Consider the following 24,883-nt stretch of genomic DNA (forward strand, 5'->3'; position numbering starts at 1 on the left):
CCTGCCGAAGAAGCGCGCGCGGTTCTCCTCCCAGACCGCTCGGCAGTGCGGATCTTCGGCATCCTCTGGCCTAAGCGCGCGGCAGCGGCGCAGCTCGGCCGAGAGATCATCGGGTGCGGAAATGGCGGGAGCCTCGGATACCGGCCGCGGCACTGGGCGCCGATGGATATAGGACAGCGTGGCCATGAAGACGGCCAACAGGGCGACCATAGCGACTGCGCGCCAAAAATCCGAGCGATCCATCTTCCGCGCCTTCAGTTGCCGCTGAACATGGTGACGTTGCCGGGCTGGTAGCCTCCGCGCGTCGAGAAGATCTTGTATTGCTGGGCCCCTTGCGACTCCGCCGCCGTCACACGCGCCTGCTCCAGTGCGTCCGCCCGTCCCTTCGCGGCCAGAACTGCGACGAGATCGGAAAGCTGCTGGGATTGCAGGGCAAGGAGCTGGTTGCCGGCTTGAGCTGCCTGTAGCGCGCCACTGGCGGACTGGCTGGCCGTAACCAGCGACGTCATCGCGCTGGAGTTGGTCGAGATATTGCCGACGACGCCGGCCTGCACCTTCAGCGAGTCCTCGAACGCGCCGACCGAGTTCTGCCAACGGGTTTGGGCGGCCGCGAACAGCGTCGCGTTGGATCCGGTGGTCGGCGCCACGCCGTAGCCGCCGGAATATGCAGTTTGAATCTGCTGGACGTTGAAAGAAATGTTCTGCGCCTGGCTCAGCAGCGATTGGGTCCGCGCGATCGTCGACTGGAGCTGCCCCAGCGTCGATATCGGCAGGCTGGCGAGGTTCTTCGCTTGATTCACCAGGCTCTGGGACTGGTTGGTCAGCATCTGGATCTGATTATTAATCTGCTGCAGCTCGCGCGCCGCCGTCAGCACGTTCTGGCTGAAGTTGGAAGGGTCGTAGACGATCCACTGCGCAGAGGCCGGCGTCATCACCAGCGACGGGAACGAGAGGGCGAGCGAGAGGGTGGTCGCGGCCATCACGCTTGCGCGCGACGTCTTGCGGGTGGTCATGGTTACACCTCCAGGTTTGTCAGGTCGGGGACGAGATCGGCGGCCCACAGGAGCTCGTGATCCGCGAGCCAGGCCGCCGTAAAATTCTCGCGACCGTGCTCGGCGAGCAGCCGCTCGATGGCAGCATGGTCAGCCTTTGAGGAGGCCGCGCAGAAGGCGAGAGCGATCGGCCCGAGACCCAGCTCAAACAGCCGATTGCCGCGTCGCGATTGGCAGTAGTAATCCCGCTTGGGTGTCGCCCGCGCGATGATCTCGATCTGGCGATCATTGAGGCCGAAGCGCCGATAGATCGCCGTGAGCTGCGGCTCGATGGCGCGCTCGTTCGGCAGGAAGATCCGCGTCGGGCAACTCTCGACGATCGCGGGCGCAATGTTGCTGCCGTCGATATCGGACAGCGATTGGGTGGCGAAGACGACGGACGCATTCTTCTTCCGTAGCGTCTTCAGCCACTCGCGCAGTTGCTGAGCGAATGCAGGATCGTCCAGGACGAGCCAACCTTCGTCGATGATGAGGAGCGTCGGGCGACCATCCAGCCGTCCCTCGATGCGATGGAAGAGGTAGGTAAGGACGGCGGGCGCAGCACCAGCTCCGATCAAGCCTTCGGTTTCGAAAGCCTGGACTGACGTGAAGCCGAGGTGCTCGGCCTCGGCGTCGAGCAGCCGGCCGGAAGAACCGCCGACGCAATAGGGTTGCAGTGCCTGCTTGAGCGCAGTCGATTGCAGCAGGACTGTCAGGCCGGTGATCGTCCGTTCCTCGACGGGCGAGGACGCCAGTGAGGTCAACGCCGACCAGACATGCTCCTTGGCGATCGGATCGATGATGACGCCTTCCTTGGCAAGGATTGCCGTCACCCATTCAGCGGCCCAGGCGCGCTCCGCCGCATCGCCGATGCGCGCGAGCGGTTGAAGCGAGACGGAATCGTCGGCGCTGTTCGACAGACTGCCGCCAAGGTCATGCCAGTCACCGCCCATGGCCAGCGCCGCCGTGCGGATCGAGCCCCCGAAATCAAAGGCAAAGATCTGGCTATTCCGGTAGCGGCGGAACTGGACCGCCATCAGCGCCAAGAGCACGGACTTGCCGGCGCCGGTGGGGCCAACGATCAGGGTGTGGCCGACGTCGCCGACATGAAGCGAGAAGCGGAATGGCGTCGAGCCTTCGGTCTTGCCAAACAACAGCGGCGGCGCCTTGAAATGCTCGTCGCGCGCCGGCCCCGCCCAGACCGCCGAAAGCGGAATCATGTGGGCGAGGTTCAATGTCGAGAGCGGCGGCTGGCGAACGTTGGCATAGGCGTGCCCCGGCAGCGAGCCGAGCCAGGCCTCTAACGCATTCACCCCTTCCACCATGCACGTGAAGTCGCGACCCTGGATCACTTTCTCGACGAGACGCAGCTTCTCGGTGGCGCGGCCAGGGTCCTCATCCCAGACGGTGACTGTCGCGGTGACGTAGGCCTGGCCGACGTCGTCGGTGCCGAGTTCCTGCAAGGCGAGATCGGCGTCAGTGGCCTTGTTGGCAGCGTCGCTATCGACAAGTGTCGATGCCTCATTCGTCATCACCTCCTTGACGATGGCGGCGATCGACTTTCGCTTGGCGAACCATTGGCGGCGGATCCTGGTCAAGAGCTTCACCGCCTCTGTCTTGTCGAGGAGGATCGCACGCGTCGACCAGCGGTAAGGAAAAGCAAGCCGGTTCAGCTCATCGAGAATTCCGGGATGTGTCGCGGTCGGAAAACCGACTACCGTGAGCGTGCGAAGGTGATGACTGCCGAGGCGCGGCTCGAGGCCGCCAGCGAGCGGCTCGTCCGCGAGCAGCGCGTCGAGATACATCGGCGTCTCCGGGACGCGGACGCGCTGTTGCCGGGTCGAGATGGTCGAATGCAGGTAGGTGAGCGTGTCGCCATCATCCAGCCACGCTACCTCCGGCATGAAGCCTTCGACCAATTGCAGGACACGGCTGGTCCGATCCACAAATCCACGCAGCAGCTCGTAGGGATCGACGCCGCTTTGCGACCTGCCCTCATAGAGCCAGCCCTCGATGCGGGAGGCGTCCTCGGCCGGCGGGAGCCAGACAAAGGTCAGGAAGTAGCGGCTCTCGAAATGCGCGCCAGCCTCCTCGAACGCATCCCGCCGCTCGAGATCAACCAGCGCGGATGCCGCATCGGGAAAGGCGCCATACGGATAGGTCTGCGCGGCGATGCGCTGGGCCTCGACGAAGATCGCCCAGCCTGAGCCGAGACGGCGGAGCGCATTGTTGAGGCGAGCCGTCACACCGACCAGCTCTGCAGACGTCGCGCTGTCGAGATCCGGGCCACGGAAGCGCGCCGTCCGCTGGAGCGATCCGTCCTTGTTGAGGACGACGCCGCGTTCGACCAGAGCGGCCCAGGGCAGAAAGTCCGGAAGGTTGGCGGGTCGATTGCGATACTCAGTGAGGTTCAGCATGCAAGCCTCATGTGGCCAGATAAGGCGGATAGCGGAGGTGGCGCCTGACGACGTCCACGAATTGCGGATCGCGCTTGGCTGCCCAGACGGCGGCGGCGTGGCCAACGGCCCAGATCAGCGCGCCGGGAATCCAGAGGCGCAGGCCGAGCGCAATGGCGGCCGCCAGCGTGCCGTTGGCGATCGCGACGCTGCGCGGCGCGCCGCCCATCAGGATTGGGTCCGTCAGCGCCCGATGGACCGGCGCGAAGAAGCCCGGCACCTCTGGATCGACGATTCCCACCATCAGACCAGTGCCCCACCCGAGAAGGAGAAGAAGGTCAGGAAGAAGCTCGACGCAGCGAAGGCGATCGACAGGCCGAAGACGATCTGGATCAGTCGGCGGAAGCCGCCGGCGGTGTCGCCGAACGCGAGCGTCAGGCCTGTCACAGTGATGATGATGACCGAGATGATCTTGGCGACCGGACCTTGCACCGATTCCAGAATCTGGTTGAGCGGCGTCTCCCACGGCATCGAGGAGCCGGAGGCGCAGGCTGCGGGCGCGAACGCGATGGACATGAAAGCGATCGCCGCGACCTCGGTGAAACGGCGGCGCACGTGGCGGATTGCGGAAGGGAACTGGATCATGGGGGATCTCCGGGAAGCGAGGGGTCACCGCCCACCCCTGCGGACTGGACACGGTAATCGCCGGTGGCGGTATCGAGCCCGGCGACGAGAGCAAGTTCAGCGAGGCGGCGTTCGCTGCCGCGGCCGCGCAGCACCGCGACGAGATCGATCGTCTCGGCGATCAGCGCCTTCGGAACGGTGAGGACGGCTTCCTGGATGAGCTGTTCGAGGCGGCGAAGCGCGCCCAGCGCCGTGCCTGCGTGAATCGTTCCGATCCCACCGGGATGACCGGTGCCCCAGGCCTTTAGGAGCTCCAAAGCTTCGCTGCCCCGCACCTCCCCGATCGGAATGCGGTCGGGGCGCAAACGCAGCGAAGACCGGACCAGATCGGACAGCGACGCGACGCCGTCCTTGGTGCGCAGCGCGACCAGATTGCGCGCCCTGCACTGTAGCTCACGCGTGTCCTCGATCAGCACCACGCGATCGGTGGTGCCGGCGATCTCAGCGAGCAGAGCGTTGGTGAGGGTGGTCTTGCCGGTCGAGGTGCCGCCAGCGACCAGGATGTTCTTGCGCGAAGCGACCGCAGCACGCAGCGCCGCCGCCTGACCGGCGGTCATGGTGCCGGCGGCGACGTAGTCATCCAGCGTGAACACCGCGACCGCAGGCTTGCGGATCGCAAAGGCCGGCGCCGAAACGACAGGCGGAAGAAGTCCCTCGAACCTCTCTCCGGTCTCGGGAAGCTCGGCCGAAACGCGAGGTTTGTTGGCATGGACCTCAGCGCCGACATGGTGCGCTACCAAGCGCACGATCCGTTCACCGTCGGCCGCCGACATCGTCTGTCCGCTGTCCTCCAGTCCGCCTGATAGCCGATCGACCCAGAGCCGGCCGTCGGGATTGAGCATCACCTCGACGATCGAAGGGTCTTCGAGGAACGTCGCGATCGCCGGGCCAAGCGCAGTGCGCAGCATGCGCGCGCCTCGCGAGAACGCTTCTGAATGGATTGAAGTGACCGCCACGACCGCCCCCGCCGAGCGCCAATCGCAAAATGCGATCGACGACGGGGATGAGTAGAGAAGGCAGGAAACGGGTCAGTTCAACAAGTATTCAGTCGTCGTAGGGGCGCGGCGTAGAGCAACGAAAAAGTACTTGGTGTAGAGAAAGGGTACCGATCGAACCCTGACGCAAGATCTGCATCCCGGTGTCGGCAAAGGGTGAGTTCAATGGCAACATCATCCGAACCCTGGAAAGCAGATGAACTGCACCGTGTGAATTGCTGGGAAAGAATGGCGCGCCGAGCAGACTGCGTCCAACAGCGATTTCGGCTGAAAAGAGTTAAGCGTATAAGGCTAAATCATGATTCTCGGGCTTCGTAAGTAACATGGGCGACAACAAATCAGACCTCAACCCGCCTCACGGATGGCATCCAGGATTGCTCCGCGAGGTCGTGCTCGCGACGGCCAGCAAGTTGTCCGACCACGAAATCCCGATCCCGCCGCTCGACTTTTACGAAGCGGTTGCGAACCGTGGCGAAGATATCATTATCGAAGCCATTGCGGAAGCAATTGCCGCACGCCGCGACGACATCAATACCGTGGTTGCGAACATTCAAGCTGCGCGACGGCTTCTGGAGAGACTCGGCGACGACCTTTTCCTTGCGACCGAGCAGGCCGATGATCCAATACTTGCGAGGCTTGCCGCATATCTCGCGCTGGAAGGAACCGACGGGTACAACGAAATCGGCTATCAGTGTGCTTGGGGGGCACAAGGTAGCCCGGATTGGGGCACGTTATGGGGTGTCAAACAGAAGATCCGGGACTTCACACCGGCCTTCGTGCTGAAGATTTGCATGAAGGGTGATTTCCGATGGTTGGGAGTTGAGTGCCATGCTCCTAACCGCGAACTACCCCAGGACCTTCACACGCGAGTTCGAGCCCGAACAATGGTTGTCTCTGGTGTTCCGGTCCTCGCCTTCTCGCCGACCGACGTTGAGACAGACGCCTCCGCTTGTGCCGAGGAAATCGGTTACGCAGCCTCGATTCTTGCACAGGAACTGCTTGCGATGCACGGTATTGAACCGCCACCGCGACGGGATTTTCGCCCGCGCGGGTAGGCGATCATCGAACCATCAAGCAGCTTCCCTCACGTGGGCTCGCTCTCCTGAATATCCTCCGGGATCTCCTGCCGGAGCTTCGGCCCTTGACTGAGCCGTCGCCCGAGGGCCGCAACAAAATTGTCGTAGCGCGCACCCGCCTGCGCTCGCGCCGCCTTCGCGGCCGGTTCGGGGAGTGGCGGTGACGTCGTGAGCCAAAACCGAACGAACAGCGCCAAGGTTTCGACCGAGATCCCCATGTCGCGCTCGAGCCGCGCGATGCGGCGATCAATTTGGTCGAGTCGCTTGGCAATGGCAGCCTCCCTCCGCTCGTCGGCATCCGGCGACAGAAAGGACGCGATGGCGGCTTCGGCAATGAGAGACATCGACTGCTCGCGCCGGGCGGCATAGGCCGACAGCGTCTTCATGACCTCCGCGTCGAGGTAGACGGACATCTGAGCTTTCTTCTTCGGCGCGGTCATGCTGCCTCACAATCCGAGATCGTCGCCGGGATCGAGTGATGCCTGGCGCGCGACGCCCTGCATCACATCGTTCAGGCGCCTGATCCGCGGGGCATCTTCATCGAACTCGTCGGCAAGATCGGTGGCGAACTCGTTGTCGAGCGGTTCCGTTTTCTCCACAGTGTCGTGACCCAGTTCATGCTGCCGCCGGCGATCGGCGATCTTCGGATCCTCTACGTCGGTCTCGTCGCTGGCCAAGGCCGGAGGGGGCATGGGGCGCGGCGGGAGTGGCCGTAAACTCCAATCGTCCGGCCGTGCGTCGTTGGGCTTGGTCAGCATCGGCGGCGCCAAAATGCGCTCCTGGAAACGAGTGTCCTCGTAATAGCGCGCCTTCCTCGCGCGGATCGGATGCAGGCCGGACATCATGACAATCTCGTCCGAGGGCGGAAGCTGCATCATCTCGCCGGGCGTCAACAGCGGCCGGGCGGTCTCCGACCGCGATACCATGAGATGTCCGAGCCAAGGTGCCAGCCGGCTGCCGGCATAGTTCTTCATCGCCTTCATCTCAGTCGCCATCCCCAACGCGTCAGACACCCGCTTCGCCGTCCGTTCGTCATTGGTCGCAAAGCTGACCCGGACGTGACAGTTGTCGAGGATCGAATTGTTCGGCCCATAGGCCTTCTCGATCTGGTTCAGCGACTGGGCGATCAGGAAGCTCTTGATGCCGTAGCCGGCCATGAAGGCGAGCGCCGACTCAAAGAAGTCGAGCCGGCCGAGGGCGGGGAATTCGTCGAGCATCAGGAGGAGCCGGCGCCGGCCTGCCTTGGCCTGAAGATCCTCGGTCAGGCGACGGCCGATCTGATTGAGGATCAACCGGATCAGCGGCTTGGTGCGGTTGATGTCCGATGGCGGCACGACGAGGTAAAGGGTCGTCGCTCGCTCTGCGCCAACGATGTCGGCGATCCGCCAGTCGCAACGCCGCGTCACCTCCGCCACCACGGGATCCCGGTAGAGACCCAGGAACGACATCGCCGTGCTCAGGACGCCGGAGCGTTCATTGCCGGATTTGTTCAATAATTCTCGCGCGGCGGAGGCGACGACGGGGTGGACGCCGGCCTCGCCGAGATGCGCCGTCCGCATCATCGCGGCGAGCGTCGATTCGATCGGCCGCTTGGGATCGGATAGGAAGGCCGCAACGCCGGCAAGGGTCTTGTCCTCCTCGGCATAGAGGACGTGGAGGATGGCACCGACCAGGAGCGCGTGGCTGGTCTTCTCCCAATGGTTCCGCTTCTCGAGGCTGCCCTCGGGGTCGACGAGGATGTCGGCGATATTCTGGACGTCGCGCACCTCCCACTCGCCGTGCCGAACCTCCAGCAACGGGTTGTAGGCTGACGACTTCGCATTGGTCGGATCGAACAGAAGAACCCGGCCATGCCCCGCACGAAAACCGGCGGTAAGCTGCCAGTTCTCGCCCTTGATGTCGTGGACGATCGCCGATCCCGGCCAGGTCAGCAGCGACGGGATGACGAGGCCGACGCCCTTGCCCGATCTCGTGGGAGCGAAGCACAGGACGTGCTCAGGTCCATCATGGCGGAGATAGGCGCGTTCGAACCGGCCGAGAACCACGCCATCAGGCCCGAGCAGGCCAGCCTGCGCGATCTCCTTCGCGTCCGCCCACCGCGCGGAGCCATAGGTCTCGGCATTTTTGGCTTCGCGGGCGCGCCAGACCGACATGCCGATCGCGACGGCGGCGGCGATGATGCCGCCGGATGCTGCGATATAGGCGCCCTCGATGAAGACGTGCGGCGCATAGGCATCGTAGGCATACCACCACCAGAAGAAGGCGGGCGGAAGGTAGATCGGAAAATGCAGCAGCTCGAACCAGGGCTGCCCGAGTTGGGGTTGGAAACCGAGCTGCCAGGCCGTCCATTCCGTTGCGGTCCAGCACGTCAGCAAGACGATCACTAAGACAGTGATGACCTGCCCCCAGAGGATCTTGGTCGCGGACATGGCGGGCCCCTTTCATGAATTCGGTGATTGCTGGAATCGCTCACGGGCCGAGCCCGCGGCTGCGCCCAAAACCCCAATCGACGCCACCGTCGTCGCGGGCGACGCCGGAGACATGTCGGCCAAGCTGCTTTTCGAGTGAGGGCGTCCACGGCACGAGCTGGAAGCCGAGACCGTCGTCGATCATGGCGAAGCGGCCGGAGGCGAGCGCGAAACGCTGTCGATAGGTCCCAGCGACATATTCTCCGGCAGTGGACGGATTAAATGGCTGGCCCGTCTCGGCGGCGAGCTGCTGACCCAGAGCTTCCAACTCCCGACGGCGCAGCGTGCCGATGAGGTTCTTCGCGAATACCAATCCACGCGCCTGGCGCTCGACGAGACCTTGCTCGATCAGCTCCTCCGAGCGCCGTTCCATGGCTTGCCGGACCTCGGCGCCAAAGCCAGCTTGGCCAAGTGGCACGGGATCGCGCGCGACCGCCTGTCGGTCGAGCCATGTCGCGCCACTCGCCGTCACCTGCGCTTCGATCGACAGATCGGAGCGAACGGCCAGCGCCACGCGACGCTGTCCTCGCGCATCATCGAATTTGCGGAGTTCGACGATCGAGCCTGGTGCACTGTCGCCGGCAGCATCAAGATCGGTGAGCCTGATATGGTGGGTACGGCCATCGACGCCGTCGACGACGGCATAGGCAGTCCCCTTGAGCTCGTCGTCGAGACCGCGATCGACGAGGCGTCCGATGACGGGGACGTCAAGGCTTTCGCCTGCCAGCACGTAGCTCGCGGTCCCGCGGTCGATGCCGCGTTCGGTCAAGCTGCGGTGGATACGCTTGATGATGTCACCGCGATCGCCGAGCTCGCGCAACGTCGTCTCGGCGGCTTCGTCCATGACCCATTGGCCTGGCCCGACCTGATGCGCCAGGCCAAGGCTCTCCAGGCGCCGCAGCCGGCCGACCTTCAACGCATGGAACTGATCGGGCTGCTGCGCCGGATCTGGAGCAAGGTCGATGATGCCATTACGACCTGCGTCGCGAACGAGCTGGCGATCGAGCTGCGTCCATCGCTCCGCCTCGACCTGGTGCTCGAGCGAGCGGCGAATGTCGAGATCGGAACGCAGTCCGAGCTCCTGTGTGACCAGATCCTGCGCGCGGGCACGCATCCCCTCCTTGATATAGGCGCGGGAGATGACGAGGTCCTGCCCCTCCTCGGCGATGCCGCGCACGAGGATGTGGACGTGTGGATGCTGGGTATTCCAATGATCGACGGCGACCCAATCGAGCTTGGTACCGAGGTCGACCTCCATCTGGCCGACGAGCTCGCGGGTAAAGCCTTTGAGGTCAGCCAGATCGGCTGCGTCCTCCGGCGAGACGATGAAGCGGAAGTGGTGCCGATCATCTTGGCAGCGCTCGGCGAAGGCCTTCGGATCGGCATCCTCTGTCTCGGGGCCGAACAGGTGCGCCCTCTCCCCGTCACGGGTGACGCCCTCGCGACGGAGATAGCCGAGATGCGCGGCGAGCGGCGCTGATCTGGCGGTATGACGGACGACACGAGTCTTGATCGTCACCAGCCGCGAGCGGCCGGTGAGCAGACGATTCGCCCGCTCGCTGGCGACCCGGCCACGGCCGAAGCGCGACTGACGATGGCTGGTGAGGCGGCCGGCCCGCGAGACGCCACCGCCGGCGCGCTGCGCGGCCGCGAGCGCCTGAGCGATGAATGGCTTAGCCCGCTGGCTCCTTGAAGAGCGGATGCGGCCGGGCCGAGGCTGAAATTCCTTCTCTTCAGCCATCGCCGGCCCCGGCAATGTGCGAAATGCACAGTCCTCGCAATGAGTTGATGGTGAGGCACACATTGCGTGCCCAAGGCGCACATTGCCGGATCAGCAAAAAACGCAAGCAACAACAACCGACCGACCGAGCCGCACATTGCGGCCTTTTATCTCGCCATCGTTCCGGTCGCTGGTTCCCAGGGCTCAACTTCCAAGCCAACAGACTTTCGGCACTCGCGGCGATTTGCGACAGAACACGTCGGCTGGCGGCGGATCTATTGCGAAAGAGCCGCCGCGACCTGTCAGTCCACTTGCGAAGCCCCCACTGTTTGCGAGCGCTTGCGATAGCGATCGTTACCCGAAGGGCCGAGACACCCATAGGGTGGCTCGGTGAGGAGCGGAGCGACGAGTAGAGCGCGGGCCGAAGGCATCGGCCATACGCGATCAGCACGTCATCATAGCACTCCTCCGCTTCGCGGCCGATCGCGGTGGTAAGCAGCCATCGCCCGACCAATAGCCGGATCTCCGCAGCAAGGACGCAGACGAGCGAGTGTCGTTCCTTATGTTCATGCTGATGACAACGTGCAGTCATCGCGATCCTCCCGTTGTCGAGAGTGCGACGAATAGGCCATTCGATTGCGGTGCGATGGCCGAGAGATCGTGCACGGGAACCGCAGCCGGCTTGTCGGTCGTCGGTCGATCAGATGCCGCTCGTGTCGTGGAAGACAGTCCGTCAGCGCGGGTGAAAAACAGCGGAGCCCGCGTCCAGGATGGACGAGAAGAGGCCGCGACGAGGAGAGGTCCTGGCGTGCTCTCCACATCGACAAAAGGAACGATGGCAGCAACGTAGGCGACGGTCTCGGTGGGTAGCGGACGATGTCGGTCGCGGTAGTCTTCATAGCGGCCGGGACCAGCATTGTAGGCCGCGAGGAATCCCGGCGAGCCGTAGCGGTCGTGCAGTTCGCGAAGGAAAGCGGCGCCCGCAAAGATGTTGTCATGCGGATCGAAGGGATCGTGTCCGAGGCCGTAGCGCACGCGCATCTCCGTCCAGGTCTTGGGCATGAGTTGCATCAAGCCGAGCGCGCCTTTGGGTGACACCGCACGCCGATCGCCGCCGCTTTCGATCCGCATGACGGCGCGGATCCAGTCCACCGGAATGCCGAAGCGCTGCGCGGCTTCCGCGACATGAGTGGCATAGCGCTCGCTCACCTGCTGACGTTGGCTTGATGCTGCCTGCGCCGCCACCGCCGCCGTTGGCCCGCCAATCACCAGCAGGCCGACAAGCAGGATGATGGCAAAGCCTGCAAAGTCTCGGCCGTAACGTGAGCAAGCCGCAGTGCTCGTGCCCGCCGAAGGCGTGCTCCGTGTGCCAAAGCGCGGTCGCCGCTGACGGCCGCGCGCGACCGCCGACTGGTGCTTGAGGGGGATCGGGCGAGGAGACGACACGAACAAGGAGATCGAGCTTTGATGCGCCTTGCAGCCAGCACGCGTGACGGGATCCTGCATGCGATCAGTCCCTCTCGGCGCGCTGGGGCTGACGATTCCAGTTCAGCGTCCAGATCGATTTGTCGTCGCTCGACTGGAAGAGATTGGCGCGGATCGGGCGCGATAGCGTGGGATCGTCGATGACGAGCGAAACGTACTCGCCCGCCTTTTCGCCGGTGCGCTTCCAGCCAGCCCCGATCTCCGGACCTTCGTCATCGCCGAGGCGGATTCGGTAGTCCGGCGCGTTTTCGGCATCCGAGGATTCGGCCGGGACAAGAGTGAGAATTCGCTCGAAGAAAAGCGTTTCAATGCGCCCGGTGAATCCGGATTTCTCGCGGGTGAACTGGCCGATTTGCGCCATGGAAACCTCCTTGGTGGCGGGTTGGGATGCGGGTCAATGGGTCGCGGCACGCCAGACGAAACGGCCGTCGTCGGCTTCGTCCGTCCAAAGCGGGACCGCGCGCGCGACGATCGAGCTGATGGGCAGCGAGCCGAAATAGCGTCCGTCCAGACTGTCCGGGACGGTCGGGTTCATGAGGAAGACCTGCCCCGGCTGAAGGGTCGTGCATCCGCTCCAGCGCGGCAGCGGGCGGCCGAGATGATCGCGATCACGGGCGGCGCCGATCTCAACGCCGTCGACAGTGATGATGTCGCCAGATCGACACACAGTCTGCCCGGGGAGAGCCATCACATGCTTCAGCAGCGGCACGCCTTTTGGCAGGAAACCGCCATCCGCGAGGACGCTCGCGATCGGCGATGGGAGCCGCACCGCGACAAGGTCCAGCGCGTGAAGCTCACCGATGGGGTGCAGCCTATAGAGCCCTATCGGCGTGCTTGCGGTGGCGTTCCAGATCAGCCGTGGCGCTGGATGAACGAACATCAGACCGCAGCCGAGTAACATCGCCAAATAGGTTGTCATAACGTAACCGAAGCGGGTCATGGCGTGACGCTCCGGCGCTTAAGCCAGGCAATATGCTGCTCGCGCGTGTAATCGCGTGGCACATGGCCGGCGGCGAGGCGGTTGTGGAGATGCCGCCAGTATTCGGGTGCGACATCAGCGGGATCGATAGCGAGCGCGTCGATGGCATCGACCGCCTGCAACACGCGCTCAACCTTCGGCCAGCTATCGACGCGTAACAGGATCTCGCCACCGGGCCGCACAAAGGGCAGCGTCTGATAGCGCTGGCCGCTCTCCACGGCGCGCACGATGTCCATGCGCGACACCACGGTGCCATAGTCGTTCGCGGCCCAACGGACGAAGCCGAAGATGCTGCCGGGCGCAAAACTGGAAACACTGCGGCGGCGGTCGAGGATCTTCTCCTCCGTACGCCGGCCGAAGCGTAGCCAGTGCTCGATCCTCTTCTCGATCCAGGTCAGCTCGACATGCGTGAGCACACCGCCACGCCGATGCGAGGACGGCACGGCACGCGGCGGCAAGGCCTCATTGTCGTTCATGACGGCTCTCCAGTGTCGGTGGGGAACTCCCGGGCCAGCAATGCGCGCAGCATGTCGGCGACGGTGATGCCGCGCTGGAACGCCGCGACCTTGATTCGACCGCGTAGCGCCGGCGTGACGTCGATGGTCAGGCGCGCGGTGGGTGCGGCCGCATCATCCGAGCGGCGCGACGCCGTCTCGCTGGCCTTGATCCAGCTTTCGGCATCGCCAGGTCGCGCAGCGAAGCCGCGCTTAGTACAGCGCTCGCTCATGGCGCGAACCTCGCGACTTCAGCGGCGAGCGCGGTAATCTCGCGCGCGGCTGGGCTCTCATCAGCAAACTCGAAGACGAGCCGGCCGGACTGTGCAGCGTCCGCGAAGACGACGCGCTGACCGATGGTGCTCATGAGCACCGGCGGATCATGATCGGCGAGTGTCTCGGCTGTCTCGCGGGCGATGATCGTGCGCGCTCCGCAGCGATTGAGCACAAAGCGAGCAGCGAGTTGCGGACGGTAGATGCGCGCCTCTCGTAGCAGATCCAGCATCTCGGCTGACGCCCAACCGTCGAATGGCGACGGTTGCACGGGGATCAACACCAGGTCCGCCGCTAACAGCGCCGAACGCATCAATCCGGCGACGCGCGGCGGTCCGTCAATGACGACGTGATCGGCGTCGCGCGCGATCTCCGGCGCCTCGCGATGGAGCGTGTCGCGCGCAAGGCCAACGACACCGAACAACCGCGCGACGTTCTCCCGCGCTCGTTGCTGCGACCAGTCCAATGCCGAACCCTGCGGGTCGGCGTCGATCAGCGTCACGCGCTTTCCGCGCAGCGCCCATTCGCCTGCGAGGTGCACGGCGAGCGTGGTCTTGCCGACACCGCCCTTCTGGTTGAGCAGCGCGACAATCATCGCCTGCCTCCCGTCTTATGGTCGGGATGCGGTAGAGATTGTTCGCTTGGATGCTCGGTTGGCGGCTCAACGCTCGCGGCGGCGTTATCCGCAACACGCACCGGCCCACTACAACAGTTAGATTCTAGGTTAGACTCTAAGTTACGGCCCGGGATCGTTGCGTCTTGCCAGAGCGTTAGCTGTGGTTTGCACTCCCGAAATCCCGATACAGGGACGCCCGAAGTCCCGATAGCGCGAACGCCCGAAGTCCCGAGCTGATTCACAGCGCCATCCACAGGTGCTGTGGATGACTTGCGCGGTAGGATGCGCAGCAGCTCACGCCGATCCCTGCGCTCGATGTTCAGGCGGTAGCCGGGCAGCGGCTGACGCGCAGCGATCCGGCGGAGATCAAAGGCGAAGTCAGCGAGCTTGGCGAGGCTGCCGGATTTCTCGTGGAGGTGTGCGACCTCGAACAGCCATCCTCTCGGCTGACGACCGGCATGCTTACGCGCGACTCTGTACAGCCAGCGCTCGATCCCGCCTGTCAGGCTGAAGTACGCCGGATCGATGGTGAGAACGAGGGAGCGATCGATGACGCCGCGATAGAACCAGTCGGGAAGGACAAATTCCATGCCTTCGATGCGGCCATCACCCCTCGCACATTCCTCCCATTCGTTGATCCAGGAGAATTGGTGACGCCGCCAATTCTCGCCGTGCCGGATGCTGGTGCGGATGACAGTCGCTTGCAGACGGGCCAACGCCCCTTTGAGCAGCTTGTAATCCCGGGCCCCAGTCTGTCGACCGACCGCGATCAGAAGCTGGTAGGGCGTGAAGCGCAGGAATCGCGAGGTCTTCAGACCGAGGTTCTCGGCCTCGACAATCTGACTTGCCGCCCAAATCAACACATCGGCATCCCAAATGGTCGCCATTCCGTGCTCCGGGACGGCATAGACTTCGACGGATACGTCGCCGGTCTGATAGAGAATGGGCCTGGTCCGCTTGGCCTTGGCGAGCGAGAAAAATGGCCGCTCCATCAGGTCGCGCTGGTCGCGGGGGCTGGCGTCACCGGTAACGACGACGAACGGGTCGAGCTTGCTTCGCTCGCTGGGCACAATGAGGCGTCGCGACATGGGGGAGCGCGGCCTTTAGCGATGCGCATTGCCGGCGGCACGGGCCTCGACATAGCGAGGATCGCACGTTGACGTGCAGGCGGCCTGATCGGCCCAAGCCTCGAGATCGGCGACGGCGTAGACAACGCGGCCGCCGAGCTTGCGGAAGGTCGGGCCGTTGCCGTGGCAGCGGTATTTCTCCAGCGTGCGCGGCGAGAGGCCAAGGAGGCGCGCGGCCTCTGGGGTGCGCACATAGCGCGTTGTGAGCTGCGCGGTCCGGTCGAGCATGGGAGATCTCCGTCTTGCCTTGAAGCGCCACAGCCAAGTCGCGGCGTGTCGGGGCCAGAATGGCGGAGAGCTCAGGCGTTGGGGGTGGACGAAAAAATTTGCAGGTGTATGTCCCCCGCCATCGCCACGAAGCGAGCCGCGGCCTCACCGGCCCACGCAGCTTCGTCACGATGGATTGACTTGAGGATCGATGAGGCGGTCAGCGGCCGCGCAGGAGCTTCAGATAACCTCGCTCGACCAAGGCTATCGACTCGCGAATGAGGCGGTTCGCTTTGCGACGCGCATGCGAATCCTTCCACTCGACCGAACGGCGCTGGGCGTGGTCGGAGCGGAGCACCTTCGCCGCAACATCTCGCGGGCCGCCGCCCAGGTTATGGACGTCGAAGGCATGAAGGAGCTGGATCAAGCGCCGTTTCTGAAACGCCGTCAGCCGCAAGGCCGCCGGCAGAAGAGTGGTGCGCTTGCCTCCAAGACGGCGGATGAGGTGGAGAGCAACCTCAAGCCGCAATTCGGACATGCTGTCGATCGGCAGGAGCACGGCGGGACGCTTCGCAGCCTGCTCGTCCCGCAAGCGGATATGGAGTTCACCAGATTGGTCTGCGATCACCAATTCACGTCCATCGGCATCGGTCAGCTCGACAAGCGGCAGGCCGAGGGCGTTGCGATCGACGGCTTTGGCGACATCGAAGCCGGCCGGCGCCGGCTCCAGGATCAGTGTTCCCGGAGAGACCTGGGGCAGCCATAGGGTCGGCTCAGGCCCGACTGGAGAGACCGGATCATGGGCGAAACCTTAACCCCCAACGACGTGCGAGTTCGGAACGGACGGTCTCGGGTTCCGCGCCGTCGCGTGTGATTTGTCGCTGCGTGCGGGCGAAGTCGCGGCGGTAGTCTGCGTTGCGGCGAAGGAACTCAAGGGCGAAGCCTGGGCGTTCGAGACTCTTGAGACGTTCGATCGTCTCCGGCGAACGCCAATACTGCGTGGGCATGCGTATCTTCTCTTCTTTTGTTTGTCCTCCCGAAGGAGGGACACACAACGATCCGAAAAGACGGCCAGTCAAACTAGACCCATAGGTTGCATCACGTACGATCGCAATTCGCGCGATTGAGTACCCCTCACTGCATCCGCGGTTCCAGCAGATGCCGATATCCGGCGTCCACCATCCATCGAGCGCGGGCGAGATGACTCGCGTGGACGGTCTTGGCTCGATCGGGTTCGCGCGTCGGATCGAGACCGAAGATCACTTGCACGACCTCGGTCCAGTCGGCGCCCTCTTCCTCCGCCATCAGCAACCGTACATAGATTGCAAGATTTTTCTCGTCATAGGCATTCACACGAACGGTTTGTGGCGGGCGGTCCAGGAATGGAAATTCGTTCATAACAATCGTCCCCTCAGCCTCGAAGTAAAAATCAGACTTTCCTTCGGCGGCGGAACTTTGCAAGCCGCAAACGTCTCACGACCTGCACTGCGATGCGTAGGCCGCATCACGCTATCCCCGCAAGGGGCAAACAGCGATCTCTCAGGATCAGTCTATAACACAGCGCTGCACGAATCGGAACGATCGTTCCTGGAACGATCATTCCGATGTTGGTTCCCATGTCGCCATGGATCTCAAAGAGGTCATGGCGACCAATCTGCGTCGGATACGCCACGTCAAGAAGATGACGCAGGAGGAATTGGCCGATAGCGCCGGGCTAAGTGTCCGTTACGTCGGCGCAATTGAACGCGCAGATGTGTCGGCGAGCGTAACGGTGCTCGGTCGCATCGCGGAAGCGCTCGGCGTCGAAGCAACTGACCTGATCAAACGAACGACGCCTCACGCTCATCGTGCTCGATGACAAAGTGAATTGCTGCTCCGACCATGCCGCTGCAAGTCGTGGATCAATTCCAAATTGCCACACGCAAAAGTAGATTGGCAGCTATGGGCAAATCTGCTCTGTCGTCAGAGACGCTTGCCTGATTCAAGGGGCGAGCGAGATGGGGTAGACGCCATGGGTTTGTACGAGCATCTGCCAGCCGATATCCGCGCAACGGTGGACGCGCTCGTTGTGGAACTTGAGCCGCAAGCCTGGTCAACGCGATTCCTCGCTCTGATTGGCCTGCTCGGAGAGAAGCTGGAGTCCAGAACCGAGCCAGAGCCATGGCAACTGATCCAGCAATGGGCCGGCATCGTGACGGCAACGTTGGAGCACTTACGGCCCGACAGTTCGGTCGTCGAATGTCTGGGGCTGATGAGCATCAGCTTCAATGATCAGTGGCGCGCGCAGGCGCTCGGCCAGATTGAGCGTGATCCCAGGGCGCTGGACCGGCTCGTTGCAGTCTGTCCTGCATGGGAGGACATCGTCGATAGCGTCTTGGAAGCCAATCAAAGACGGCCGATCAAATCAGGGCGCGGGCGCTAGTCAGGATTCGGTGACCACTTGCGCCTGCGCGGCTGGCGAAGCGCCGTGACGGCGCCTCAGCGTGGCAATGCCCCGCCCGGACGTGCCGGGCGAGGCATTGTTGGCGGGTCAGTCGCTGCGCCGCCCGTTGGGGCGGGACCAGATCAGGCTATAGCCCTCGCCGTCCTCATCGTCGAAGAGATTTGCGAAGATCGGAGCAACGAAGCTCGGATCATCGAGCTTGAGGCCCAGATAGTCGCGGCCCTCGTTGGAGCGCTTGGCCCAGGCGGCGCCGATCTCAACTCGGCCGACATAGACGCGGTGGCTGGGGCTGTTCTCGCCGGAGCGGTTGGTCTCGGGGACGATGCGGACGTTCTTGGCCTGAACCGAGAGCGTGACGATCTGGCCGGTGAATTCGTTCGATTCGGTCTTCTTGAAGGTGCCGATGGTCGCCATTGTCGTTCTCCTTGATGTCTGTTTTCGAACCCGCACCTTGCGGCCTCGATGGTGATCGACGGGCCGGAGGCGACCGACGGCGCACCCCGAAGGGGCTCGACAGCAAAGGAGGAACTTTCTTGTCTCGCGAGGAATGACGGCGCAGCCGGCAGGGGAAGAAAGTTGTGACGCCGCTGTTGCGCCTTAGGCGGTCGAGGCTTCAGCCGGCCTTCGGCCAGATCAATCCATCGAAGAGGCCGCTCGGTGCGTTCGATCAAAACAGAGCTGAGATCAAGGAGGATGTGGCGACGTTTGCGACACCTTTGGATCCAGCAAGAGAATTCTCGGCGAACAAAGGCTTCCATGTGAACCAAAAGCGGGCAGTCCCCTCCACGAACACTGCTTGGCGGAGCGTCCCCACCTGCACCAGTCGGGATGGCATCTTGACCGGCGTGGCTGAGCTAGCTCCCATCACAAGCGCCACGCGCTTGGCTCAAGAGATATTCGATCCGAGCTTTCGCTGCCCCGATCGACCACACCTTCGATGACCGCCGCCGAGCTATCGAAGAGGGTCTGGCCGAGACCACGTCTTCCGCTGAATCGATGTCAACCTCGTGCAAAGCCTTGTCCAGCAGGCCCGGATGCGGCCACGCCTGTGAAACGCAGGAACGCCGTGACACTGACCGCGGTGGCGCCGATCACGGAAAAGATCACTTGCCAGGTTGCCGACGGGATTGCCATCTGGGCGATACCATGGGTGGCGCTGTATCCCGCGACGGTCGCGGGTGCGACAAAGAGCAGAATGACCACCAGCCGGAGCCAGGCCCATGGCACGAAGGTCAGCGCAAGCTTCCCAATTCCGAAAGTCGCCGCTCCGGCCGCGAGACCCGCGAGGATGGCGCCGGGCGCGCCCGCTCCGGCATGGAGGGCGCAGATGCCGATCGTCAGGCCGACGAAGAAGGGCAATGCAAAGACGGCAAGCACGAACAGCAGCCAGCAGAAGAAGCCGATGCCTGCGATGACGAGGAGTGGTCCGAAGATGATCATGGTGGCGCCTCCCGTGAGTTAAAGCTCTGACGGTTGCGCCTTCCACCACCACCACGGCGCAACGCAGAGTTTAGCAGCAAACGCACGCAGCCGGCAGCGGAAATCCCGTTGTGATTCCGCCGCCTGCTCAAGTTGCCGGCGCGCCCCTTCATCGCTGGAAGGGATCGAATTCGTGGATGACGGCTGCGGGATCGCCGTCGTATTCAGCGGCCGGCATGACGCCGTATTCGCCGGTGCCCGCTTGGAAGATGACGACGCAGACCATGAGGGTGGTGGCGAGGCTCCAGCCGTTGGCGAATGCGAGAGACTGAGACATTGATCCGGTTCCTGTACGTGGCGGGGGCCATCCCCGCGCGACAGGCGCCCGATGTGTCCGGCCAGGGGCCGCAATCACCGCGTAGACGAAGGCGAAGCGGCGGCACGCTTCAGCGTAAGCCGACCCCTTGCGGGTTGATGGCGTCAGGCTCCTGGCCGGACCAAGGATCAGCGCCATGGAAGCGGGGTGGCATCCGCCGGCAGGAACCGCCGAACTGCGTCTAGTGAAGAAGACGCGTGCTATGGCGGTGTTGAGACCCGCAGGGAAGCGCACGGGTATCGACGTCAGCGGCCGTAGACGTGAGCATTGCGACCTATGTGGCCCGTCCTGATATGTCTTGTCGAAGAATTGCGAATCTTGCAGCAACTAGATCCCGGCCTACGTCCGTAGCGCCGAGTCCGTCTTGATCGTTCGAGCCCCACAGACAAAATGAGGATATCGGTATGGGAGAGATCAATATCCCCCACGATCAGAAAAATGCTCTCGCGGCGATCGATACCAACGAGCTGGACAGGCTTATCGACCAAGCGGTTGATAGGGAGCAATTGGGTGATCTGCATCGTCTCCGTCTCACGAGTTGCGGACCCTACATTGCAAGAAAACTTCACTACTTCGAACAGGCGATGACGGAACACCGCCAAGCCAAGGCACCAGGAAAGCGCGCAAGAACAGCGGACGCCCTCCGACGCGCGGGGCATGACCTAACCTTCGCGGTCGACGCTATGAAGCGCCGAATGGAAACGGAACAAAAGGAAGGGCAGCTCTTCTATGTCGATGACCAGATTATGCCGCCTTATCACTTCGACAAACGCCTGAGCGTCCGAGTGAGCTATCGGTGGCGCCGAACCGTTGATGATGCATGGATTCTCGGCAGCATTACCTTCGTCCATGATGTCGATCTACGTCCCGACTATATGAGCTCGGTCCCCAAGCGGAAGCCGAGCGCTGCCAAACAGGAGCAGGATCGACAGGCCAGGCTGTATCAGACGTGGGAGCACCTGATGAGAGGAGCGCTCTACTCGGTGAGGGACTATTTTAGAGATGGTGGTGACGGAGAAACGATCCCGGAAAGTTTCCAGGCAACGATCGATCCGCATACCCGCGACCTGAACAATTACAGCACTCAGTTCTGGCGCCAGCAACCTTGAATTCTTCCGCCTATCCGGAGCATTGAACGCGGAAGATGGCGGCGCCTAAGCGCCGCCTGTTCCAAACCGCCAGACTGGAATGCCAAGCTTCTTGGCCTTGTCGGCGAGGTTGTCCTGGATGCCAGTGCCCGAGAAGTGCATCACGCCGATCGGCAGCACGTCGAGCATTGCATCGTTACGCTTGAAGGGTGCGGCCTTGTTATGCTTCTTCCAATCGGGCTTGAAGGCGATCTGCGGCACCTTGCGGTGGTCGGCCCATTTGGCGGCGATCAATTCGGCGCCCTTCGGCGATCCGCCGTGTAGCAGAACCATGTCCGGATGCTTGGCGTAGACCTGGTCGAGCTTGTTCCAGACCAGCCGGTGATCGTTGAAGTCGAGGCCGCCGGTCAGTGCCACCTTCGGCCCTGCGGGCAGAAGCACCTGGTTGTCGGCGCGCTTCCTTGCCGCCAGAAAATCGCGACTGTCGATCATCGCCGACGTGAGATGGCGGTGATTGACCTTCGATCCGTTCCGCGGACGCCACGCTGAAAGGGTCTGGCGCTCGAAGTGTTCGGCGGCCTGGTCGCGCATCAGCTCGAAGGCGTTGCGTCGCTCGATCAGCGTTTGGCCCTCTGCCGTCAGGCGCTCCAGCTCGACGGATTTGACCTCGCTGCCGTCCTGCTCCCGCTGCGACCGCTGTTGCGCCAGTTCGTTATCGTCGAGCTCACGCTCGATCCGGTCGATGGCACGATGGAAGACGTTCACGGTCGACCAGAGCAGGTCCCCGAGGTCGGGTTCGAGGCGGGTGTCGGACAGCGCCACCACGATGGCATCGAAGATGTCGGCGATGCTGCCGGCGAGTATTCGCGCTTCCGGGAGCGGCCGGGGATCGGGCTCGTCGTGGAAGGGCCTGTAGCCGTGAAGTTGGAGTTCCTGGAGAACTTGGTCGGTCGGGGATGAGCTCTGCTGCGGTTCGAAGTCGTCGTCATGGTCAGTGGTCATTGCGGCTTTCCTCGTCGGATCGGCCGCGCCCATCGCGGCCTTCATGGCGACGAAGGCGGCGGGCGGAACGGACTTGCACCCGCAGCGCAGCGAAGGGCCGAAGCGGAGCGGAGGACCGAAGGGAGCCGACTATTTTGCTTCGCGATGTAAAGGCGGCTCTGCCGCCGACGGAAAATAGTCGGCTCCCGAGGTTGCCGGTCCGAGCCGCTTGCCGCCCGATCGCCCTCTTGAAGGCCGTGGGTGTGGCCCTCTCCGACGCTGAGGAAAGCAAGGCCGCCGGCCTTACGTGACGGCGTTGCCACACCGCCCCTCATCCCGTTCCGGCTATGCCGCCAACTCCATGAAGCGGGTAACGTCCTGCGCCGCGATCTGCACCCGGCTGGTGGCGCGAAGCGCGGCGATACCGAGCAGGCGGAGATCTTCGTCGAAGTCGCCGAGCCGTGGCGAGATCACGATCGCCTCGATCCCGGCCGCCTGCGCGCGCTCGATCAAAGTCGCCATGGCGCCATCGCCCGCAGGATCATCGTCGCGTGCGATGTAGAGCCGGCGAAGCGTGTCCGGGAACAGGATGGAGGAGAGATGCGCTGCCGAGAGCGCCGCCGCCATTGGCATGCCGGGCAGAACGCACCGAAGCGACAACATCGTTTCGATGCCTTCACCGGCCGCCATCACCTCGCCCGCCACACCGAACCGTACCGCATGTCCGAGCAAGTCGCCCATGGCCCGTCGCGGAGTGTCGATGGGCGCCTTGCCGAGATTGGCTTCGTTGAAGCCGCCCGGATCAAGCCAGGTGCGATGCGCGCCGGTCAGGCGGCCGCAGAGATCTGTGACGGCAGCGATCATCGCCGGCCAGGTCTCGGTCGGCGAGTGCTCGTCCGGCCGATAATAGCAGCGGGGATGGAAGCGGAGACTTCCGGTTCCGTGCAAAGCCGTAATGCCGCGGCTACGGAGGTACGCTTCTACGAGCGTACCCGCGATGGGTCGCGAGATCGCGAAGAGTCTTCGCGCCGCTTCCGGCGATCCGGCAGGCGCGCTCGATTTCCGAGAACCCGTGCGGCTTACCTTGGGCTCCGGTTCGGGACGCGGCATGCTGAGGAAAGAGCGGGCTTCGCTGACGACGTCCTTAAAGTCGACGAAGCCGCAGCTTTCTCGGATCACGTCGAGCAAATCACCATGCTCGGAGGTGGCGGCGTCAGTCCATTTGCCTGCCGGTCCCTTCGCGGATTCCTTGAGCCGCACAAACATCGAGCGGCCGGGGGCATTGCGCACATCGCCGACAAGCCAATAGCCGCCTTGTCGCCGTCCTGCTGAGAGATAATGTCGACACACCGCCTCGGCGTCACGCGCGAGACGGCGGACCAGGTCGGAGGCGTCGTGGCGGGCCATCAGGCGGCCTCCCGTTCACCGACGCGCTCGACCGGATAGTGGTCCAGCACCTTCGCCAACACGCCGACGCCGGTTGCATCTGATGGCACGAACATGCGCAGCTTCCACGAGATGATCTCGCTGAAGAGGCCGTAAGTGCGTAGTCGGTCCCGCATCGTGTCGGCGAAGCCGGAAAGCTCGATGCGGTGGGCGCCCATCACGCGCACGCGGCGGAGCTGCAGGTCCTCGGCGAGGTCGAGGACCGTCCTCCCTTCCATCAGCGCTGCGAAAGCCGTCTCCGGTGAAAGGGCGGTAGTCCCGATCATCGAGGCGTTTGCTGCCCAGGCTGGCGACACCCTGCGGCCGATGATGCGCTCGCCATCGTCGGTCTGAAGCCGATAGACCCGCGAGGAGTCGGTCGGCAGCCGCTTCCAGATCGGCAACAATATGCCGGCGACGATGTGGAGCGTGCTATCGGCGAACTCCGGCACCTCAGCCACTTCGCCGGTCCATGCGGTGGCGAACGCCTCGCGCTCGGCCGTCTGCCAGTGGCTCTCCTCCATGATCTTCAGCGAAGCATGATGATGCTCCATCGGCCGGATCAGCCGGACACGACGTTCGATCTCGCCGTCGTCGAGCATGAAGCTCGGCGCGGGGATCTGCACCGCGGCGCGGCCCGAGCGCTCGTTGACGAGTAGTGCAGCCCGAGCATCAGCCAGATAATCGAGCGCTTGATCCAGCGTTAGGGGGCGATTGCGCCGGCGTTCGGTGATGGTGAGAAGACGCGTCTCGGCGCCGGTGGCGGGATGCGTGTAGATCGCGCGTCGGTCGGTGACGACGAAGCTCTCGGCCTGGAGCGTTTCGAGCCCGACGTCATAGACCCCGCTCGCGATGGCGCCATCGACCTTGTTGTTCAGCAACTGCTCAAACGCGGTGAACAGTATGCCCTGCAAGTTGATGGTGAGCGCCAGCAGGCGGTTCAGGAACGTCGTGATCGGCGGCAATTCGTCCTTGATGCCGTTCTCGTCTGTCAGCTTGAGGCCGGTGGCATCCTGGAACATCTGGAGCGAGCAGCCTTCGACCTTGCCGCGCACGAGCAGAAGATAGAGTTGCCGAAGCGCGTCTCGGGCGTAGTGGCTTTCCAGATTGTCCTCGGGCCGGAACAGGCCCTGTCCCCCGGTCTGGCGCTGCCCGCGCGTGATGGCGCCGAGCGTGTCGAGGCGGCGGGCAATCGTCGAGAGGAAGCGCTTCTCCGCCTTCACGTCGGTGGCGATCGGGCGAAACAGCGGTGGTTGTGCCTGGTTGGTGCGGTTCGTCCGTCCGAGGCCCTGGATCGCGGCATCGGCCTTCCAGCCGGGTTCGAGCAAATAGTGGACGCGAAGACGACGATTTCGCGCTGACAGCTCGGCGTGATAGCTGCGCCCGGTGCCGCCGGCATCCGAGAAGACGAGCACGCGCTTCAGGTCGTCCGTGAAGGCGGCGGCCTCGGCGAGATTGGCGGAGGCGGCCCGGTTCTCGACCGCAAGGCGGTCACCCCTGCGCACCACGCGCCGCGAACGTCCAGTCACTTCCGCCACGAGATCCGTGCCGAAACGCTGCACGATCTGGTCTAGCGCACCGGGAACAGGCGGAAGCGAGG

The 24,883-nt window shown here is 63.7% G+C and carries 30 protein-coding genes; 4 read left to right on the plus strand and 26 right to left on the minus strand.

From position 1 onward, the window contains the following. The 6 genes from trbK-alt to trbB form a co-directional block, all read right to left on the minus strand. On the minus strand, nt 1-243 hold a 243-nt coding region (gene trbK-alt, locus AOQ71_RS42415; protein ID WP_083513909.1), incomplete at its 3' end, for a putative entry exclusion protein TrbK-alt. An 11-nt stretch (nt 244-254) separates the two neighbouring features. Continuing rightward, nucleotides 255-1,013 (minus strand): P-type conjugative transfer protein TrbJ, encoded by a 759-nt coding sequence (gene trbJ, locus AOQ71_RS02785; protein ID WP_057741393.1) that lies wholly within the window; start codon nt 1,011-1,013, stop codon nt 255-257. 2 nt (nt 1,014-1,015) lie between these two features. Beyond that, nucleotides 1,016-3,448, minus strand: a complete 2,433-nt coding sequence (gene trbE, locus AOQ71_RS02790) for a conjugal transfer protein TrbE (protein WP_057741396.1) — start codon at nt 3,446-3,448, stop codon at nt 1,016-1,018. A gap of 7 nt (nt 3,449-3,455) precedes the next feature. Next, entirely contained in the window at nt 3,456-3,731 is a 276-nt protein-coding gene (locus AOQ71_RS02795) for a VirB3 family type IV secretion system protein (protein WP_057741398.1), read from the minus strand. Continuing rightward, on the minus strand, nt 3,731-4,072 hold the full coding sequence (locus tag AOQ71_RS02800) for a TrbC/VirB2 family type IV secretion system protein (RefSeq protein WP_057741400.1): 342 nt from the start codon (nt 4,070-4,072) through the stop codon (nt 3,731-3,733). The genes AOQ71_RS02795 and AOQ71_RS02800 overlap by 1 nt, the downstream gene beginning before the upstream one ends. Beyond that, a complete protein-coding gene (gene trbB, locus AOQ71_RS02805) occupies nt 4,069-5,067 on the minus strand; it encodes a P-type conjugative transfer ATPase TrbB (protein WP_057741402.1) in 999 nt (332 codons plus the stop codon). The genes AOQ71_RS02800 and trbB overlap by 4 nt, the downstream gene beginning before the upstream one ends. Before the next feature lie 362 nt (nt 5,068-5,429). Between trbB and AOQ71_RS02810 the strand changes: the two genes are divergently transcribed. Further along, nucleotides 5,430-6,161: a hypothetical protein gene (locus AOQ71_RS02810; RefSeq protein ID WP_057741405.1), complete on the plus strand. Its 732-nt coding sequence runs from the start codon at nt 5,430-5,432 to the stop codon at nt 6,159-6,161. A 29-nt stretch (nt 6,162-6,190) separates the two neighbouring features. Here AOQ71_RS02810 and AOQ71_RS02815 read toward each other — a convergent pair whose 3' ends face one another. From AOQ71_RS02815 to AOQ71_RS02875, 14 genes are all read right to left on the minus strand, one after another. Next, the gene (locus AOQ71_RS02815; protein ID WP_057741408.1) at nt 6,191-6,622 is read right to left on the minus strand and encodes a hypothetical protein; all 432 of its coding nucleotides are present in this window, start codon (nt 6,620-6,622) and stop codon (nt 6,191-6,193) included. A gap of 6 nt (nt 6,623-6,628) precedes the next feature. Beyond that, entirely contained in the window at nt 6,629-8,611 is a 1,983-nt protein-coding gene (locus tag AOQ71_RS02820; protein ID WP_057741411.1) for a conjugal transfer protein TraG, read from the minus strand. A gap of 40 nt (nt 8,612-8,651) precedes the next feature. After that, on the minus strand, nt 8,652-10,391 hold the full coding sequence (locus AOQ71_RS02825; RefSeq protein WP_057741414.1) for a relaxase/mobilization nuclease domain-containing protein: 1,740 nt from the start codon (nt 10,389-10,391) through the stop codon (nt 8,652-8,654). 567 nt (nt 10,392-10,958) lie between these two features. Beyond that, nucleotides 10,959-11,876 carry a lytic transglycosylase domain-containing protein gene (locus tag AOQ71_RS02830; protein WP_205668191.1) on the minus strand — a complete coding sequence of 306 codons (918 nt, stop codon included), beginning with the start codon at nt 11,874-11,876 and terminating at the stop codon, nt 10,959-10,961. A 4-nt stretch (nt 11,877-11,880) separates the two neighbouring features. Beyond that, a complete protein-coding gene (locus AOQ71_RS02835; RefSeq protein WP_057741416.1) occupies nt 11,881-12,216 on the minus strand; it encodes a DUF736 domain-containing protein in 336 nt (111 codons plus the stop codon). 33 nt (nt 12,217-12,249) lie between these two features. Next, complete coding sequence (locus AOQ71_RS02840) at nt 12,250-12,795, minus strand: S26 family signal peptidase (RefSeq protein ID WP_057741419.1); 546 nt, start codon at nt 12,793-12,795, stop codon at nt 12,250-12,252. Beyond that, nucleotides 12,792-13,310 (minus strand): DUF2840 domain-containing protein, encoded by a 519-nt coding sequence (locus tag AOQ71_RS02845; protein ID WP_057741421.1) that lies wholly within the window; start codon nt 13,308-13,310, stop codon nt 12,792-12,794. The genes AOQ71_RS02840 and AOQ71_RS02845 overlap by 4 nt, the downstream gene beginning before the upstream one ends. After that, nucleotides 13,307-13,561, minus strand: a complete 255-nt coding sequence (locus AOQ71_RS02850) for a ribbon-helix-helix protein (protein ID WP_057741424.1) — start codon at nt 13,559-13,561, stop codon at nt 13,307-13,309. The genes AOQ71_RS02845 and AOQ71_RS02850 overlap by 4 nt, the downstream gene beginning before the upstream one ends. Further along, nucleotides 13,558-14,196 carry a ParA family partition ATPase gene (gene parA / locus AOQ71_RS02855; protein WP_057741426.1) on the minus strand — a complete coding sequence of 213 codons (639 nt, stop codon included), beginning with the start codon at nt 14,194-14,196 and terminating at the stop codon, nt 13,558-13,560. The genes AOQ71_RS02850 and parA overlap by 4 nt, the downstream gene beginning before the upstream one ends. Then, nucleotides 14,193-15,305, minus strand: coding sequence for a replication initiator protein A (locus AOQ71_RS02860; protein WP_057741429.1), 1,113 nt, complete (start codon nt 15,303-15,305; stop codon nt 14,193-14,195). The genes parA and AOQ71_RS02860 overlap by 4 nt, the downstream gene beginning before the upstream one ends. Before the next feature lie 15 nt (nt 15,306-15,320). Beyond that, nucleotides 15,321-15,572 carry a helix-turn-helix transcriptional regulator gene (locus AOQ71_RS02865; RefSeq protein ID WP_057741433.1) on the minus strand — a complete coding sequence of 84 codons (252 nt, stop codon included), beginning with the start codon at nt 15,570-15,572 and terminating at the stop codon, nt 15,321-15,323. A 199-nt stretch (nt 15,573-15,771) separates the two neighbouring features. Continuing rightward, on the minus strand, nt 15,772-16,311 hold the full coding sequence (locus tag AOQ71_RS50125) for a DUF2285 domain-containing protein (RefSeq protein ID WP_430648603.1): 540 nt from the start codon (nt 16,309-16,311) through the stop codon (nt 15,772-15,774). A 37-nt stretch (nt 16,312-16,348) separates the two neighbouring features. Then, nucleotides 16,349-16,558, minus strand: coding sequence for a transcriptional regulator domain-containing protein (locus AOQ71_RS47020; RefSeq protein WP_157083345.1), 210 nt, complete (start codon nt 16,556-16,558; stop codon nt 16,349-16,351). A gap of 127 nt (nt 16,559-16,685) precedes the next feature. Then, on the minus strand, nt 16,686-16,949 hold the full coding sequence (locus AOQ71_RS02875) for a hypothetical protein (RefSeq protein WP_057741438.1): 264 nt from the start codon (nt 16,947-16,949) through the stop codon (nt 16,686-16,688). Nucleotides 16,950-17,175: 226 nt separating this feature from the next. On the opposite strand from AOQ71_RS02875, the gene AOQ71_RS02880 reads away from it, so the two are divergent. Further along, nucleotides 17,176-17,409: a helix-turn-helix domain-containing protein gene (locus AOQ71_RS02880; RefSeq protein WP_057741441.1), complete on the plus strand. Its 234-nt coding sequence runs from the start codon at nt 17,176-17,178 to the stop codon at nt 17,407-17,409. A gap of 153 nt (nt 17,410-17,562) precedes the next feature. Beyond that, nucleotides 17,563-17,973, plus strand: coding sequence for a hypothetical protein (locus AOQ71_RS02885; protein ID WP_057741444.1), 411 nt, complete (start codon nt 17,563-17,565; stop codon nt 17,971-17,973). Between the two features lie 108 nt (nt 17,974-18,081). On the opposite strand, the gene AOQ71_RS02890 is transcribed toward AOQ71_RS02885, so the two are convergent. The 3 genes from AOQ71_RS02890 to AOQ71_RS46190 all read right to left on the minus strand — a co-directional run bounded on the left by AOQ71_RS02890 (nt 18,082) and on the right by AOQ71_RS46190 (nt 19,750). After that, nucleotides 18,082-18,408: a DUF736 domain-containing protein gene (locus AOQ71_RS02890; protein WP_057741446.1), complete on the minus strand. Its 327-nt coding sequence runs from the start codon at nt 18,406-18,408 to the stop codon at nt 18,082-18,084. Between the two features lie 585 nt (nt 18,409-18,993). Then, nucleotides 18,994-19,434: a hypothetical protein gene (locus AOQ71_RS02895; RefSeq protein ID WP_057741448.1), complete on the minus strand. Its 441-nt coding sequence runs from the start codon at nt 19,432-19,434 to the stop codon at nt 18,994-18,996. Between the two features lie 148 nt (nt 19,435-19,582). Continuing rightward, complete coding sequence (locus AOQ71_RS46190) at nt 19,583-19,750, minus strand: hypothetical protein (RefSeq protein ID WP_167353958.1); 168 nt, start codon at nt 19,748-19,750, stop codon at nt 19,583-19,585. Between the two features lie 443 nt (nt 19,751-20,193). On the opposite strand from AOQ71_RS46190, the gene AOQ71_RS02900 reads away from it, so the two are divergent. After that, entirely contained in the window at nt 20,194-20,898 is a 705-nt protein-coding gene (locus AOQ71_RS02900) for a hypothetical protein (protein WP_057741451.1), read from the plus strand. A gap of 45 nt (nt 20,899-20,943) precedes the next feature. Here the strand turns inward: AOQ71_RS02900 and AOQ71_RS02905 are convergent, their stop codons facing one another. The 3 genes from AOQ71_RS02905 to AOQ71_RS47025 form a co-directional block, all read right to left on the minus strand. Beyond that, the gene (locus tag AOQ71_RS02905) at nt 20,944-21,879 is read right to left on the minus strand and encodes a DUF2493 domain-containing protein (RefSeq protein WP_057741932.1); all 936 of its coding nucleotides are present in this window, start codon (nt 21,877-21,879) and stop codon (nt 20,944-20,946) included. Nucleotides 21,880-22,203: 324 nt separating this feature from the next. Next, complete coding sequence (locus tag AOQ71_RS02910; RefSeq protein ID WP_057741454.1) at nt 22,204-23,265, minus strand: DUF7146 domain-containing protein; 1,062 nt, start codon at nt 23,263-23,265, stop codon at nt 22,204-22,206. Continuing rightward, the coding region (locus tag AOQ71_RS47025; protein ID WP_245316663.1) for a strawberry notch C-terminal domain-containing protein at nt 23,265-24,883 on the minus strand (1,619 nt) is incomplete at its 5' end. The genes AOQ71_RS47025 and AOQ71_RS02910, both read right to left, overlap by 1 nt.

Origin of the sequence: Bradyrhizobium manausense (genome assembly GCF_001440035.1) — a bacterium.
GTDB lineage: Bacteria > Pseudomonadota > Alphaproteobacteria > Rhizobiales > Xanthobacteraceae > Bradyrhizobium > Bradyrhizobium manausense.